This is a genomic window from Ruegeria atlantica, from assembly GCF_013032005.1.
GTDB classification, from domain to species: Bacteria; Pseudomonadota; Alphaproteobacteria; order Rhodobacterales; family Rhodobacteraceae; genus Ruegeria; species Ruegeria atlantica_A.
Genome location: NZ_WQBE01000003.1, coordinates 339,225 through 354,850, shown reverse-complemented (window position 1 = coordinate 354,850; position 15,626 = coordinate 339,225). Strand labels below are relative to the sequence as shown.

The window sequence follows — 15,626 nt, the reverse complement described above, 5'->3', positions numbered from 1 at the left end:
TGGGTTGTACCACTGTCAGGTTGGGTCGTCCCGCTATCGGGTTGCGTGGTCCCACCGCCGGGTTGGGTTGTTCCACCACCGGGCTGAGTGGTGCCGCCGCTAGTAGCGGTTCCAACCCAAGCGTCATAAGAGAACGGAAACTGCTGAGCCAAATCCGAACCCGCATTCAAGTTGTCAACGATGCTGCCCGGTATGACGCCATACTGGTTGTATCCATCTTGCGCGCCAGTCGCATGATACGTGAACACGCCGTCATATTGGTGGGTCTTGACCAAAGCATTGTCCGTTACATTCCAGTCCGATTGGCCGGAATAGCCATTGATCTGGGAAACAACGTTTTGATTAATCGTGACATTGGTCGAACCACTGGCCACAGATAGCTTCGGAATTGACACACCGCCGGTCAACGCGCCAGGCACTGCCAGAACCGTGTTGTTCGAGATCGTCAAACCGTTAGTTCCGCTCACGGAAATTCCGTGTGTGTGGCCGTTGTAGATCGTGTTATTTTCGATCAGAACATTTTGGTAGGGCTGGACGATTTTACCGTTCCCCATGAAAATCGATTGCGCCCAATCCCCGGACCCCATGTCCAGGACGTTGTCGCGAATGATGATGTCGGTACTTACACCCGTAAGCCTCGAAAACTGGATAAAGTCTCCATGACCTCCAGCATTCGGATTACGTTCAAAGTCGTGAATATAGTTGCCTTCGATCACGGCGCCTTTGATGTTTTCATAAAACATCCCGTCCTCACTGATCGAATGTAAGTTGTTGCCCGAGACAGTCACATCCGTGCTGATCCCCACATACATCCCTTTTAGCCAGTCGTGGAACTCGTTGTTTGTAACATTGATGTTGTCGCTACGAAAAACAAACAAGCCCTGACCCCATCCGTACCCGTCAGCTGTCGCGGATACTCCGGTGGCCACATCCCCCGAGAACGTGGAGTTATCAACCGTGATGTTCGAGCTGTTCACGATTGAAAACGGCCGATAGCTTTTTGCTTCCCCATTAAAGCTATAGTCGAAATTCAGATCTTCGAACGCAATGTTCGACGCGTTGTTCACGTTCATCGCCGTGATCGTAGCGGGTGCGTTCGCATCCGCGGACTTGATTGTTACAGTCGATGCATAGTTCGCGCTTAAGTTCAGCGCGCCATAATCACCTGCTGCAAGAAGTATCGTTTCCCCACCTTTCGCCTGAGACAAAGCCTGATTCAGCTCGGCCGCAGAGGTTACCGTAATTGTGGTCGACATGTTTCACCTTCTGTTTCATAGGCGCTGTGAGTGGCAGCGCACGAGAACCCGCTCACCCGGGACAAAGGGAACAGCCGCACAAGGGCGACAGGTTGGCCAGAATATGGCTATGTTTGGAAACTGTTGCCTGTATTGAGACAGTTTTGCCTCATTGCCTTCATTTCCGAGTGAACTCGATACTCGATACCGGGAATTGTTCCCCATCCCTTAGCGGTCATCTTAGGGTGTGACGAATTGATTCCGGGGTCGCAACAATGGTCAACAAAATGCCATAATTCAGGCGTGACCTCGCGTATCTGCGCTAGACATCGGCAATCACTTGCTGGGTTCCCCAACGTCAACCGCTCGGCGAGCCTCCCTGCCCACGCTCACTTAGTTTCATTTCGATACTGAAAAGTGGCAATGAGAAGATGAGGCGACACCGCAGAGCGCAAATGGCAATCAGCTGGACATCAGATGCAGACCGATAAAAAAAGGTTTCGCACCTCGGCCGGGTGAGCCCGTCTGGCCGCACAGCCAAACCAGACGCTTAATACTGGCGGCACCGGGCCAATCCTTGAATCCCATCTTGTTTGTTTCCGCATTCACGACACTGTGCGCGATTTCTGCGCGCAAACCGACCTCAAAACCGGTCCTTGCGCCCAGAATTTTGGGAATAGCGCCCATTTGCCAAAAAAATTTGCGACAACAGCACAGCCTGAGTGTATAAATTAACAAAGTTGGTTTCCCTGACTGGTTGTGCAGGGCGGCGTATGAGTTCTTAGAGTTATCCGATGAGATGATCTTGTTATGATCGATATTGAGGCACGACATGAAGTCCAGGGTGGCAGCAACCGTAATTTTGGTTTCGTTTTTGCAGCCGTATTCACCATCATTGGTCTATGGCCGCTGATCCACAGCGGAGGCTTGCGGTATTGGGCGCTGGCGATTGCGGTCGCGTTTGTGCTGGTCACTTTGCTGCGCCCCTCGTTGTTGTCGGGCGCAAACCGGCTGTGGACTAAGTTCGGCCTACTGCTGGGCGCAATTGTTGCGCCTATCGTTATGGCGTTGGTCTTTTTTCTGACCGTGACACCAACCGGACTGATCATGAGGGCCTTGGGAAAGGATCTTTTAAGGCAAAAACTAAACAAAGATACGAACACATATTGGATTGAGCGCACGGAAAATGTGGGCTCAATGAAAAATCAATTTTAGGAGTATCGGATGTCGTTTCTGGTAGAGATGTGGCAATTTCTCAGGTTTCGAAAGAAATTCTGGTTGCTTCCGATCCTTGTCATGATGGTGCTTTTCGGCGGACTGATTGTGCTCAGTCAGGGTTCGGCTATCGCTCCGTTCATCTATACTCTGTTCTAGGGCCAGGTCGTGACTGCAATTCTGGGGATCTCTGCGTTCTATCACGATAGCGCTGCGGCCATTGTAGTTGATGGCACTTTGGTCGCCGCCGCGCAGGAAGAGCGTTTTACGCGCAAGAAGCACGATGCGGGGTATCCGTTTCATGCGATCGAATATGTTCTAGGTGAAGCTGGCCTTGGACTTGGCGATGTCGATCACATCGCATTTTATGACAAACCATTCCTAAAGTTCGAACGCCTTTTGGAAACATATGTCTCCTACGCTCCGCGCGGGCTGAAGTCCTTTCGGATGGCCATGCCGGTCTGGCTGCGCGAGAAGCTGTTTCAGAAAGACTTACTTAGCCGGGAACTGCGCCGACACGATCCCGAGTTTCGGCCCGGGAACAAGCTGATGTTCAGTGAGCACCATTTCAGCCACGCTGCCAGTGCTTTCTTTCCCTCTCCTTTTGAAGAGGCGGTCGTTTTGACGCTGGATGGTGTCGGCGAATGGGCGACGACGACGTTAGCGATCGGGCGCGGCAAGGACCTGAAGATTGAAAAGGAAATCCATTTTCCGCATTCGATCGGCCTGCTCTATTCCGCATTCACGTATTACACAGGCTTCAAGGTCAACAGTGGGGAATACAAGGTCATGGGGTTGGCCCCCTACGGCACCCCCCGCTTCAAGGATGTCATTCTGGAGAACCTGATCGACTTGAAGGATGACGGTTCCTTCAGGCTGGACATGCAGTACTTCAACTATGCCGTTGGTCTGACGATGACCAACCAACGTTTCTCTGACCTGTTTGGCGAGCCTGTGCGCCAACCTGAAAAAGACCCACTGACCCAGTTCCACATGGACATCGCGGCCTCGGTTCAGGCCGTGACCGAAGAAATTGTGCTGCGGCTGACCCGCTCTGCCGCGCAGGAATATGGCATCGAAAATCTGTGCATGGCCGGGGGCGTGGCGCTGAACTGCGTTGCCAACGGTCATATCCTGCGGGACGGCGCGTTCAAGGATATCTGGGTGCAGCCTGCCGCCGGGGATGCCGGAGGGGCAGTTGGGGCCGCTTTGGCGGCATGGCATACGGAGTTGAAGAACGAGCGTCAAAGCACCAGCCCGTCCGACAAGATGCAAGGCTCTTATCTGGGACCGGCCTTTGCACAGGATGACATTGAACAACGCCTGACCGCGATTGGCGCAAAATTCGAGACATTCGAAACCGATGGCATGATCACCGAGGCAGCAACAGCTTTGGTCGATGGCAAGGCGCTTGGCTGGTTCCAGGGCCGGATGGAGTTTGGGCCTCGTGCACTTGGGGGCCGATCGATTATCGGCGATCCGCGATCCCCGTCGATGCAAAAAACGCTGAACCTCAAGGTCAAATACCGGGAAAGCTTTCGCCCCTTTGCTCCTTCAGTCCTGCGCGAAGATGTGAACGATTGGTTCCAGCTGGACTATGACAGCCCCTACATGCTGCTGGTTGCGGATGTTCAGGAAAAATTGCGCCGCACGATGACCTCGGAAGAAATGCAGCTTTTTGGTATCGACAAGCTTAATGTTGTGCGCTCGGATATTCCGGCGGTCACCCATGTCGACTATTCTGCCCGGGTTCAGACCGTGCATGCCGAAACCAACCCCCTGTACCACGCGCTGATTAGCGAATTTAAACAGCGCACCGGTTGCCCGGTTTTGGTCAACACGTCCTTCAACGTTCGGGGGGAACCGATCGTCTGCACCCCCGAAGACGCGTTTCGCTGTTTCATGGGCACAGACCTGGATATGCTGGTTGTTGGCCGTTGCATTTTGCGAAAGCCTGATCAGGATCAGGCGCTGAAACAGGATTATAAAGAAGCGTTTGAGCTGGACTAGGACAGATACCTCTCGTCGCGTTGTTTGCGACACGGTCAATATAGTGCCTACTGGAATTCGATGTATGAGACCAAATTGACGCTCGCAAGATCCAAGTCCGGCTATCGGAAACTGCTAGGGGTTTTCCTGATGGTCCCAAGTGTGGCGTTCAACAAATGGTCGGTACAAGCACTGGTCACGTCGGACGGGCAGATTGACCGGCGCCGGGACCTTGCTCAAAACGTTGCATTGAGTGTTGCAACTCTCGGGTTTTTGACCCTGTTGATTGAACTGTCCGCCTTGACCGGCCTCATCGATTATCAGCAGATATTTATACCCAATAGAATTAGCCTTTTAGGACCCCACAACCGGGTCTATGAGCCGGACGGGTTCTATAGCCAACCCAAAAACGACCAGTATAGCAAGACACGACCGGGGGATGCCGTGTTAACATTTGGCGCGCGCACGCGGTCTGGTCACTTCATTGACGCGGCTTGGTCTGAAGAAACGGTAATGTATTTCGCCTATCCCCCTCCCGATAGGGTCGAGGCACGCTTGGCCTATCTGAAAGAGCTATTGATACAAGGGCATGCTCTTGTTCGGGAAAATGGCGGGAAGCTTCTGGTCGCGCACATCCCGATTAAGATAGATGTTTATCGCGATTTGCTGGCCTTTCCCGATGACAGCGTCTTACAAGACTGGGTGTCATTGGAACTGGCCGCTGAACTTAAGACATTGGCCGAGGAGAACGGCATAGGCTATATGGATTTGACGCCTGCCTTGCGGAAGGCCGCCGCTGACGGAACATTGGTTTATTTTCTGGACGATGCGCATTGGACCCCAAATGGGCATCAGGTCGCCGCACGGGCAGTGATTGATCACCTGACAATAAAAGGCTGGTTGGATTAGAGTGCTAGTATGAAAATTCTTTCCTTCAAATCCGGGCATGATGGGGCTGTCGCAGGGGTCGACGCGCCAAAACAGCATCTGATGTTTTCCTATGAAGCCGAGAAAGACAGCCTTCCCCGAAACTCACCAATTGACCCGAATACCCTCCTCGACGCCGGGCTGTGGTTCAACGAGATTCCTGACGTTCTGGCGCTGAGCGGTTGGTCGACGCCGGGGGAAAGCCATACCGCCATATCCGGTGCCGGAAGCTTTGGCATCGACGAAAGCACGGCCATTGTCGGAACAAAGAACTTTTTCGGGAAACGGCTGGACTATTATTCTTCCTCGCACGAACGCTCGCTCATCTGGGCGGCTTATGGGCTGTCGCCCTTCGAACAGGGCGAGCCTTGTTATGTCCTGGTCTGGGATGATGCGCTGGGTGATTTCTATGAAATCGATCGCAACCTAAAGATACATCACATGGGGCGGGTGCTGGCTGCGCCCGGGCGCCGATTTTCCTTTCTCTATGCGCTTGCCGACCCCAGTTTTTCGGGAATGGGGAATACTCCGGGAAAGGAGTTTTCCAGCAAACTGCAATCAGCCAGCGCACATGGCGACGCAAACGTCATTGATGGCGACGCACAGGGTTTGATTGACGCACTTTTACAAAACGGCGCGGATTCCGGTTTCCTGAACAAGGAGGCGTTCAAAAACTCGCCATACCACAACATCGGTGTCACTTCGCCCAGGTTCCACAACCTTGCGGCCAGATATTCCGACGCGGTGTTTTCCCGCTTTCACGATTTTGCAAAGGCCAACCTGACCAAGCGCTATCCGTTGCTGATTACCGGGGAATGCGGCCTGAACTATCGCTGGAACACGCGTTGGCGGGACAGCGGCCTGTTCCGCGATGTCTTCATCCCCCCATGCACCAATGACTCGGGCAGTGCAATCGGTACAGCGGTTGATGCCATGCGTCATTTTACGGGGCGGGCCAAACTGAACTGGACGGTGTATGCAGGCCAGCCATTCAACGACGACCGGGTAGATATGCAAGGTGTCACCAGCCGCGAATTGAATCTTAGAGAGGTCGCACAAGCGCTGCATGACGGAATGGTCATCGGCTGGGTCATGGGAAATTGCGAAATTGGCCCCCGGGCGCTTGGGAACCGCTCAATCCTGGCGGCGCCTTTTTCCGCCGAAACACGCGACCGGGTGAACAGAATCAAAGGTCGCGCGGGCCTTGCGCCAGTTTCACCCGTTTGCCTTGAGGACGATGTGTCGAACCATTTCGACTGGTCTGGCCCCTCGCCCCACATGCTTCATTTTCAACAAGTGACCAACCCAAACCTTAGGGCTGTAAGCCATGTGGACGGGTCGGCACGGGTGCAGACCGTGACTAAAGACCAGAACGCGATGCTGTATGACCTGCTAACCGAGTTCAAGGCAACCAGCGGCGTCGGTGTCTTGTGCAACACGTCGCTGAACTTCAAACGCTCGGGCTTTATCAACAAGACGAGCGACCTTTACAAATTCGCGCGCTCTGTTGGGCTTGATGGTTTTGTTGCCGGCAGATCGTTTTATCGACTCTAAGGCGCGCTCTGACTGGTGAGAGGGCGGCAATAGACAAGGCTTTGGTATGTGCCTAATATTTCTTGTACAGCCAATATTATAAAGAGTTACTCCTATGAGACGTTTAAATTTCTCTGTTGGCATCCTGTTTTGGTCCATTCTTGTGTTCGCATCTCTGGCAACGCCATTGCTTGCGGCGTCGGCTTGCTCTGGGTTTAAAGGCGGGTCACAATCGCAAGACGGCCAGATTATCCAAAACGTCCAGGGCCTCAATCAAGCCCTCGATCGTGCCAGCGGCGGGGAAACCTTGCTGCTGGCTGGGGGAAATTACGACGCTTTGATCATCAAAAGGGCTTTCAAATCCCCTGTCACGATCCGGTCTGCTGATCCCAGTTCACCGGCATGTTTCACCGGCTTGCGCCTGAAAAATGCTGGCAATCTCATGCTGGATGGATTGATGTTCGACTATTCCTTTCAGCGTGGCGACAAGCACCGTACCAACCATTTCGGCATTGCTAACGGCCACAACATCACCATCACCAATTCTGTATTCGACGGGGATTACAACACCGGCATAGGGCACGGCCTTGGCTTGCAGATCACGGGCAGTTCAAAAATAACCATATCGAACAGCTATTTTCGCAAATGGTGGAAAGCGCTGACAGCGTTCAAAACCACACATCTGACGCTGAGCCGAAATCAGTTCTATGATATCCGGGCCGATGGAATGGCCCTAAGCGGAATTGACAACCTGACGATCGAACTCAACAGGTTCCACACTTTCCGCGGCGGCAACAGCCGCGATCACCGGGACATGATCCAACTGATGCGGACAACGAACCGAGGCAGTTCGAATATCGTGATCCGGGACAACGTCTTTGACATCGGAGCCGGGGATTTTACCCAGACGATTTTCATGGGCAAAAGCGGCAAGGATACAAGTGACCCCCTTTTGCGTCACAAGAACGTGCTGATTGAAAACAACGTGATCTACAACGCGCATATGCACGGCATTTCGGTTCATGGGGCCGACAATCTTTCAATTCGCAAAAATTCAATCATCCGGGTCCGCCAACCGAAAGGCGGCAAGGTATCGATCCCACGCATAAATATCTCATATTCGACTTCTGTCGTAATCGAGCAAAACGTCGTCAGCGGGATCAATGGGTATCAGAACCAAAGGGATTGGGCCGTACTCAACAACGTCATTGTTCAGGATCAGTCCCCTTCGAGCCCCGGCTATTACGACCGAGAGTTCATCTATTATGCAACCGGTGCCGCCAATGGCTTTCATGAGTACGGGGTGCGTCCGGGCAGCGAGGTCGACCGCCTTAATGCCGGGTCCACGCTCGTCAATAATTACCCGACACGCCAATAGGAGCCTGCACCCTTTCTATCAGTTGTTTCTATAGCGACGTCACTTGCGCCGATAGATAAGAACGTGTCCGTCCCCAAGCGTGCCAGCAAAGGTGCGTTCAAGTTCCAGTTCCTTATCAGCATCCGTCCCAAGCCGTGGAATGACGCGCAGCATCCGGTTCGGAAACAAAACCACCAGCGCCACAGGTCCGGGTTGTTCCATCGCCTTGGCATAGCCCTCTGCATCGCCGATGGTTTTCCAGTCAGCATCAAAGTGACTTTCAAAAACAGGGCCGCCGGGATTGATGGCATAAACGCGTTCTGAAGGGCCGCGCGTTTCTTCGACAAAGGCAAAAGCCCCGGCCAGATTCTGTTTAGGAGCATCATAGTTGCGCTGTACCAGAAACATGGACACGGCAACCATCACCAAAACACCTGCGATAAACAACGGCCGCGAAATCTGAGGCCGTCTGAACAGCCGCGCCACCAGACCGGCACCATAGCCGCAACCGACAACGACAAGAACAATAACCGGACCGATATCGACAAAGAAAAACCTCGGCCAAATCCGCATATCCAGCGACATGAGAATAACCAGCGTCACGACGATATGCATGGCGATGGTGACAAAAAACAGAGGCTGTTTCGTATGCGTCCCCAACGCGCCAAAAGCAATGGTCACCAACCCTGCCACGGCCACGATCACTGTCAATGGCCCGGTATTACCAATTGCAGTTCGCACGCCTTCGAACATAGTCCAGATCGGGTTTTGATAGACCTGCATCTTGTCGACAGAGGACGTCGCCGATATCTCACCCATGGTATTCAGAACACTGGGTAAAATCGGCAAATAGGCTAAAAAGGTCAGAACCAGCGCAAGGGCAACGCCGATCAGCGGCTGCAGCATCCATTCGCGAGTCAGAGGGGCCTCACGACCGAACCCGGTCACCAGTGAGATCAGCCAGACGAACCCTAGGGCAACAAAGAAAAATGCACCGGTCAGGTGCGTAAAAACAGCGGCGGCGGCAGTCAGCCCGAAGGCGAGCCAGATTCCCATCGTCGGATTGCGCGCTCCCCGCAGAAAAAGAATGAGGCCAAGCATACTCCAGAAAGCAAGCTCGGTATATCCGCGCGCATTCTGTGAGAACCAGACCTGATGATAGGACAGGGCCACAAGCAAGGAAGAGACATGGGCGATCCAGGTGTTTGCGACCTCTTTGGCCAGCCACCAGATCGCGGCGACGATGCCGACGCCGAACACTACGGCTGGGAAACGGTAGACCCAGGATTCCTCTCCGAATATCTGAGAAAACAGCTTTGCCTTCATGCTGAAGAAATAATGATGGTTCATGGAATATTCGCGCATCATGTCGCCCCAGGGCAAACGAATATGCGTGTCGACAGTCCAGATTTCATCATACCAAAGCGGTGAGTTCAGCCCTGCAATTCTCAACGCGGCAGCGAACAGCAGAATGAACAATAGAATTGCCAAATCACTGCGGCCAATCGCGGGGGATGGCGGCTTCATGTCAGCTTCTCCGATCACGCGCGCATCTCCGGGTACAAAACCTATCCTAACCTTGCACGAGCCAGACACAGCCGCCCGCTGAAACTTGTCCGATTATCCCCGTTTCCATGCCACGCGTCGAAGCGAATGTACCGTCGCTGGTGTATTTTGATATGGACTGTCTCTTGATTGCAGACATTTTCGCTAGATGGCCCAGATTGTTGTGGGGTCGGGCAGTCCAGCCTTGCGGATATGCCCCAGTGTACAGACGGAATGCACTAATTTCGCAGGAAATGCTGATCCAGCAAGGCCGGCATAACCCAGTTTGCTCCAAACTCGCTCAGATGATCGTCATCCCGGTAAAGAGGGCGACCGTCCAGATGAATACGGCAGAACTCATCGCATAAAATATCAGCCGGACGCGCAAGCGCCGCGTCGAATTCCCGCCCGGCATCCGCCAGAATTGCGTAAGAGCGGGAATTGCGTAGATCAAACTCTTCCCGTGACGGGGGCACGCGCAACTGAGTCCCGAACGCAGCGCTGCCTGCGAGGGCATCGGGGACGTTGAACCCGATCTCTGGTATTGACCCGACGATAAGAACCTCGATACCCCGGCTTTCCAGCCTTTGAAGCAGCCGTTTCAGACCCTGTTCCACGTGTTTTGGATTATCCTCAACCCCAGTGGGGCGCTCATCGGTTGCCGCCAGAACGGCTATTCTCCCCTCTTCGCCCGAAACCCGAACACCTTCGGTCGCCAAAGCCCAACGCGACGCCACGACAACCGCGTCTAATTCGGGCAGTTGTTCGATATAGCGCACCACCAATTCGTTATGAGTGTCGCAACCATGAGCAGGCGCCATGTCGGCGCGGCGGACCCCCAACAGCGCAGGGCAGCCAAACTTTACAAAGGCCTCGCCCAGAATGTTGTTGTCCTTCAGCCAGGAATCTATGCCGGGTAACAAAGACCCGGCATGGGAATCCCCCCACACGACGACGCGAGGTTCTGCGTCGGCCTGATTGGATGCTCCTATTTTGCAGGGTTCTTTACCGTCTTCCCACTGTCTGCACGCATCCATCAGATAATGGGATTCCTTGAACTTGTTCATTTTGGCTGCCAACTCAGCCGGAACCCTGCTTGGAACGCCCTCTTTCACAACAAGTATGACGGCTAGCCCCAATATAAGCGTGGCACCTGTGCCTGCACCCGTAAAAATACTGGCTCGCGAAAAGCCCCCTTTGCTGGCCGGAATGCGAAAGGGTCGCTCGATCAGATACAAGCTAGCCGCTGCAAGCAGAACAGACAGAAATACACAAATCATCGCCGTCATAGCGGGCAGATCCGCACTGCCGTTTTGCACTCTGGCCGCGACCAGTACCGGCCAATGCCACAGGTACAGCGAATAGGAAATGAGCCCAATCCAGACTATCGGGCGCAAGGCCAACAACCGGCCGGCAGACGTTGTGTTATTCATTCCCGCCCAGATCAAAAAAGCGGCACCTGCACAGGGCGGCACAGCCATCAACCCGGGGAACGGGGTGTTGTCCGAGATCAGAACGATGCTGCTTAGGATAATTGCCAATCCAATCAGCCCGATTACCTCAGCCACCAGCGGGCGACGGAGTGCCGGAAACGCACCGATGGCCAACAGCGCACCCAGCCCCAGTTCCCAAACCCGCATTGAGGTAAAATAGAAGTTGGCAATCGGCGCAGCGGTCGTCGCCCATATCGAAAGCCCCAGAGATATGAGTGAAATCAGCGCAATCACACCAACCCAAAAGCGGCGCGATTGTTTCGCCATTACCCACAATAATATTGGAAATCCAAGATAGAACTGTTCTTCGACCGCCAAAGACCAGGTATGAAGCAGCGGCGCCAATTCGACCCCCCTGCCGAAATAGTCACCAGCCGCATCCCAAAACCAGACGTTAGACACAAAAAGCAGCGTTGCAGCCGTAGACCTGGCAAGCGCGTCATACTGGCTGGGCAGTAGAAGAAACCAGCCGACAGCCAGGCAAGCGACAAGCACTATAAAAAGTGCGGGCAGGATGCGCCTGGCCCTGCGTTCGTAAAAAGATAGCAGCGAAAACTGCCCGTCCCGGATTTCCCGCGTGAGAATTCTGGTTATCAAAAAGCCAGAGATGACGAAAAATATATCCACACCGACGAACCCGCCCGGAACCGCGCTAAAACCAGCATGGTGCAGAACAACAGGAACTACGGCGACCGCGCGAAGCCCATCAATGTCCGGTCTGTAGGAAATTTTCGACACATCGTTCACACAAACTATTTAACCCAGAAAATTTTCACCACTTCTATTTCATTTCACCCAAATCCCAAGGTGCATTTTTTGACTTTATACAGCAAGGCTTGCGGCCCCCTGTTCAATGCTCCCTTCTCTCAGCCGGTCTGTTATTCCAACAAACCGTCCAGATAAGTCCCATACTCATTCTTCGCGAACATCTCGGCCCGCTGACGTAACTGCGCGTCACTGATCCAACCCAGTTGCCAGGCTATCTCTTCGGGGCATCCCGTCTGTAACCCCTGACGTTCTTCAAGGGTGCGCACAAAATTGCCGGCATCCAACAGGCTGGCATGGGTGCCCGTATCCAGCCAGGCATAGCCCCGCCCCATGGTTTCGACCCTGAGATGACCTTTTTCCAGGTACATCTGCAGCAAGTCGGTGATCTCCAACTCGCCCCGCTGTGAAGGTTTGACCTGTCGGGCGCGCTGAGGTGCCGAACCATCCAGAAAGTAAAGGCCGGTAACGGCATAGTTCGAAGGAGGTACCGAAGGCTTCTCGATAATCTCGCGTGCTCGTCCATCCGAGTCAAAAGCAACCACGCCATAGCGCTGAGGGTCGGCCACGTGATAGCCGAACACAGTCCCACCCTCGGCATGCCCATCCGCGGCGGCCAGCAATTTGGGCAGGCCGTGGCCAAAAAAGATGTTGTCCCCCAGAACCAGCGCCGAAGGCGCGCCGGCAAGAAATTCTTCGGCCAGAATATATGCCTGCGCCAGACCGTCAGGGCTGGGCTGCACCACATAGGTCAGGCTAACCCCCCACTGGCTGCCATCCCCTAGCGTGCGCTTGAACTGGTCCTGATCCTGCGGGGTGGTGATCACACAAATGTCGCGAATACCGGCCAGCATCAGCACCGACAGCGGGTAATAGATCATCGGCTTGTCATAAAGCGGCAACAGCTGTTTCGAGACGGCCATCGTGATCGGATAGAGGCGTGTACCCGATCCCCCCGCAAGTATGATGCCTTTCCGTGTACTCATGACGCGTTTTCCAAATCTTGCAAAATATCCCTTAACCCCTGCCGCCAATCAGGACGTGTAATGCCAAAAGTTGTTTCCAGTGAGGAACAATCAAGGCGGGAATTCAATGGGCGTCTGGCGGGAGTGGGATATTCGCCGGACGGAATGTCCGTTACATCACAATCAATCTCTAATTCGGCAAAAATTGACCGGGCAAACCCGGCCCAACTGGTGTCTGGTGCGCCCGCAAAGTGGTAGATACCCGTTTTGCCCGCATCCTTGATCAGTTGCTGCGCCATGAACAGACAAGCCGCCGCGATGTTCCGTGCGGGCGTCGGGCCGCCGATCTGGTCGGCCACAATCGACAACTGGCCTCGTTCGGCTCCAAGCCGCCGCATCGTCTTGACGAAGTTGTTGCCATGGGCCGACACCACCCACGAAGTACGCAGGATGCCGTAGGCCCCTCCGGCCTGCTTTATACCTTGTTCTCCTGCAAGTTTGGAACGCCCATACGCCCCCAACGGTCTGGTGGGATCTGCGGGTTTCCACGGGGCGTCCCCCGAGCCGTCAAACACGTAATCCGTCGAAATAGAGACGAAGGGGATGCCTAACGCCGCACATTCCCGCGCCATCGCAGTGGGAGCCGCCGCGTTGATGACGGTTGCAAGCGCCTCTTCTTCTTCCGCCCGGTCAACGGCTGTAAAGGCCGCCGCGTTGATCACTGCCTGTGGCGCAGCGGCACGAATGGCCGCCGCGCAGGAGGCAGGCTGTTCCAGGTTCGCCTTGGAGCGGCCCAGGCATGTCACACCTGCATGCGCTGCCATTTCCCGTGCAACCTGCCCGGTTCGCCCAAAGACAAGGATGGTCATGCTTTCATACCCAATCGCTTGCCAACACCGTCCCGGTTTTGCAGCGCGCGCCACCAGCTTTCATTGTCCAGATACCACTGAACGGTCCGCTCCAGCCCCTCTTTGATGCTAACCGATGGTCGCCAGCCAAGCTCCTGTCGGATGCGGGTTGGGTCGATGGCATAGCGGGCATCGTGACCCGGACGGTCGGCGACAAAGGTAATCAGGTCAGCGTAAGGCACCGGTCCTGGGCGCAGACGATCCAGAATACCACACAGCATCTGCACCAGTTGCAGGTTGGTGCACTCGTTTTCACCGCCGATGTTGTAGCTGCGTCCGATCTGGCCTTTCTGAATTACCAGCAGCAGCGCCTCGGCATGGTCTTCGACGTATAACCAGTCTCTAACATTTGACCCATCGCCGTAGATCGGCAACGGGTTGCCTGCCAAAGCGTTCAGAATGGTGACGGGGATCAGCTTTTCGGGGAAATGATACGGCCCGTAATTGTTCGAGCAATTTGTCAACACCACCGGCAAGCCATAGGTTTCGAACCACGCCCGCACCAGATGATCGCTTGCGGCCTTGCTCGCCGAATAGGGTGAACGCGGATCATAGGGCGTCTCTTCGGTGAACTGACCGGTTGGACCTAGCGAGCCATAGACCTCATCGGTAGAGATATGGTGGAACCTGAAGCTGTCCGGCTTCCCCTGCCCTTCCCAATATGCCCGGGCCGCTTCAAGTAGGGTATAGGTGCCGGTCACGTTGGTCTCGATAAAGGCACCGGGCCCGTCGATCGAGCGATCCACATGGCTTTCAGCCGCAAGGTGCATGATCACGTCCGGGGCATATTCCGCCAGCGCCCGGTCCAGGGTCGCGCGATCCCGAATATCAGCCTCTATAAAGGTGTAGTTAGGGTCGTCCGCCACCTCGGCCACATTGTCGAGGCAGGCCGCATAGGTCAGCGCATCCAGATTGACCACCTGATGCCCATCCCGAACCGCCCGCCGCACGACGGCCGATCCGATAAACCCCGCACCCCCTGTGACCAGCAGCTTCATGGCATGCCCTCCCAGACAAATGGGCTGTCGAATTCGGCAAATATGGGGGCCACTGCGTCCTTATTAGACAGCACCGGGTCGCCGGTCAGGCCCCAATCCACACCGCAACTGTCCCAGCGCACTGTTGCCTCGCACTCGGGTGCGTAATAGTCGGTGCATTTATAGCAAATCTCAGTATTGGTTTTCCGCGTGACAAATCCGTGCAAGAACCCCTTGGGCACCAAAAGCTGTTTTCCGTTCTCTGCCGTCAGCTCAATACCCAGCCACCGCCCGTATGTGGGTGAACCTTTGCGGATATCGATCACTACATCAAACAATGCCCCCTGCCCGCAGCGTACAAGCTTATCCTGCGCATGGGGCGGCGACTGGAAATGAAACCCCCGCAGAGTCCCAACACCAGCAGAAACCGAATGATTATCCTGCACAAATTCCAGGACGATCCCATGTGCGCCCAAGGTTTTTCGGTTCCAGGATTCAGAGAAAAAACCGCGCTCATCCCCGAACCGCTTGGGCGTCAGAATAAGGACGCCAGGTAAGGCGGTATCTTCAATCTGCATGCACTCAAAACCCGTGTTAGCACAACATATTATTAGCAATTGAATACAGGGCTGTCATGAATGGGCGCGCGAATAGAGCAGATCATGTTGCACCCAAAGACCAGCCCACACCTTGATCAAACAGGTGGATCGATCAACG

The 15,626-nt window shown here is 54.6% G+C and carries 13 protein-coding genes; 6 read left to right on the top strand and 7 right to left on the bottom strand.

Annotation, left to right across the window (positions count from 1 at the left end; genetic code table 11):
* On the bottom strand, positions 1-1,256 hold a 1,256-nt coding region (locus GOX21_RS09165; RefSeq protein WP_170377146.1), incomplete at its 3' end, for a right-handed parallel beta-helix repeat-containing protein.
* Positions 1,257-2,045: 789 nt separating this feature from the next.
* Here GOX21_RS09165 and GOX21_RS09160 point away from each other — a divergent pair.
* The 6 genes from GOX21_RS09160 (at position 2,046) to GOX21_RS09135 (ending at position 8,277) form a co-directional block, all read left to right on the top strand.
* Positions 2,046-2,450 (top strand): SxtJ family membrane protein, encoded by a 405-nt coding sequence (locus tag GOX21_RS09160; protein WP_170377144.1) that lies wholly within the window; start codon positions 2,046-2,048, stop codon positions 2,448-2,450.
* A 9-nt stretch (positions 2,451-2,459) separates the two neighbouring features.
* Positions 2,460-2,609 (top strand): DUF5989 family protein, encoded by a 150-nt coding sequence (locus tag GOX21_RS09155; protein WP_170359744.1) that lies wholly within the window; start codon positions 2,460-2,462, stop codon positions 2,607-2,609.
* Positions 2,610-2,618: 9 nt separating this feature from the next.
* Positions 2,619-4,460 carry a carbamoyltransferase family protein gene (locus GOX21_RS09150; protein ID WP_170377142.1) on the top strand — a complete coding sequence of 614 codons (1,842 nt, stop codon included), beginning with the start codon at positions 2,619-2,621 and terminating at the stop codon, positions 4,458-4,460.
* Positions 4,461-4,535: 75 nt separating this feature from the next.
* Positions 4,536-5,348, top strand: coding sequence for an alginate O-acetyltransferase AlgX-related protein (locus GOX21_RS09145; RefSeq protein WP_170377140.1), 813 nt, complete (start codon positions 4,536-4,538; stop codon positions 5,346-5,348).
* Between the two features lie 9 nt (positions 5,349-5,357).
* A complete protein-coding gene (locus GOX21_RS09140) occupies positions 5,358-6,920 on the top strand; it encodes a carbamoyltransferase C-terminal domain-containing protein (protein ID WP_170377137.1) in 1,563 nt (520 codons plus the stop codon).
* Between the two features lie 94 nt (positions 6,921-7,014).
* Positions 7,015-8,277 carry a right-handed parallel beta-helix repeat-containing protein gene (locus tag GOX21_RS09135; RefSeq protein ID WP_170377135.1) on the top strand — a complete coding sequence of 421 codons (1,263 nt, stop codon included), beginning with the start codon at positions 7,015-7,017 and terminating at the stop codon, positions 8,275-8,277.
* Between the two features lie 39 nt (positions 8,278-8,316).
* Here GOX21_RS09135 and GOX21_RS09130 read toward each other — a convergent pair whose 3' ends face one another.
* The 6 genes from GOX21_RS09130 to rfbC form a co-directional block, all read right to left on the bottom strand.
* On the bottom strand, positions 8,317-9,783 hold the full coding sequence (locus tag GOX21_RS09130; protein ID WP_170377133.1) for a glycosyltransferase family 39 protein: 1,467 nt from the start codon (positions 9,781-9,783) through the stop codon (positions 8,317-8,319).
* 257 nt (positions 9,784-10,040) lie between these two features.
* On the bottom strand, positions 10,041-12,032 hold the full coding sequence (locus GOX21_RS21730) for an acyltransferase family protein (RefSeq protein WP_170377131.1): 1,992 nt from the start codon (positions 12,030-12,032) through the stop codon (positions 10,041-10,043).
* A gap of 140 nt (positions 12,033-12,172) precedes the next feature.
* Complete coding sequence (rfbA, locus tag GOX21_RS09120) at positions 12,173-13,045, bottom strand: glucose-1-phosphate thymidylyltransferase RfbA (RefSeq protein WP_170349865.1); 873 nt, start codon at positions 13,043-13,045, stop codon at positions 12,173-12,175.
* Positions 13,042-13,893 carry a dTDP-4-dehydrorhamnose reductase gene (gene rfbD, locus GOX21_RS09115; RefSeq protein WP_170377129.1) on the bottom strand — a complete coding sequence of 284 codons (852 nt, stop codon included), beginning with the start codon at positions 13,891-13,893 and terminating at the stop codon, positions 13,042-13,044. The genes rfbA and rfbD overlap by 4 nt, the downstream gene beginning before the upstream one ends.
* Positions 13,890-14,930 carry a dTDP-glucose 4,6-dehydratase gene (rfbB, locus tag GOX21_RS09110; protein ID WP_170377127.1) on the bottom strand — a complete coding sequence of 347 codons (1,041 nt, stop codon included), beginning with the start codon at positions 14,928-14,930 and terminating at the stop codon, positions 13,890-13,892. The genes rfbD and rfbB overlap by 4 nt, the downstream gene beginning before the upstream one ends.
* Entirely contained in the window at positions 14,927-15,487 is a 561-nt protein-coding gene (gene rfbC, locus GOX21_RS09105; RefSeq protein WP_170377125.1) for a dTDP-4-dehydrorhamnose 3,5-epimerase, read from the bottom strand. The genes rfbB and rfbC overlap by 4 nt, the downstream gene beginning before the upstream one ends.
* Positions 15,488-15,626: the final 139 nt, after the last annotated feature.

Excerpts from the sequence above, each read along its gene's own strand:
- GOX21_RS09160 (WP_170377144.1), top strand. The coding sequence starts at position 2,046 with ATGATCGATATTGAGGCACGACATGAAGTCCAGGGTGGCAGCAACCGT.
- GOX21_RS09155 (WP_170359744.1), top strand. The coding sequence starts at position 2,460 with ATGTCGTTTCTGGTAGAGATGTGGCAATTTCTCAGGTTTCGAAAGAAA.
- GOX21_RS09140 (WP_170377137.1), top strand. The coding sequence starts at position 5,358 with ATGAAAATTCTTTCCTTCAAATCCGGGCATGATGGGGCTGTCGCAGGG.
- GOX21_RS09135 (WP_170377135.1), top strand. The coding sequence starts at position 7,015 with ATGAGACGTTTAAATTTCTCTGTTGGCATCCTGTTTTGGTCCATTCTT.
- GOX21_RS09130 (WP_170377133.1), bottom strand. The coding sequence starts at position 9,783 with ATGAAGCCGCCATCCCCCGCGATTGGCCGCAGTGATTTGGCAATTCTA.
- rfbA (WP_170349865.1), bottom strand. The coding sequence starts at position 13,045 with ATGAGTACACGGAAAGGCATCATACTTGCGGGGGGATCGGGTACACGC.
- rfbD (WP_170377129.1), bottom strand. The coding sequence starts at position 13,893 with ATGACCATCCTTGTCTTTGGGCGAACCGGGCAGGTTGCACGGGAAATG.
- rfbB (WP_170377127.1), bottom strand. The coding sequence starts at position 14,930 with ATGAAGCTGCTGGTCACAGGGGGTGCGGGGTTTATCGGATCGGCCGTC.
- rfbC (WP_170377125.1), bottom strand. The coding sequence starts at position 15,487 with ATGCAGATTGAAGATACCGCCTTACCTGGCGTCCTTATTCTGACGCCC.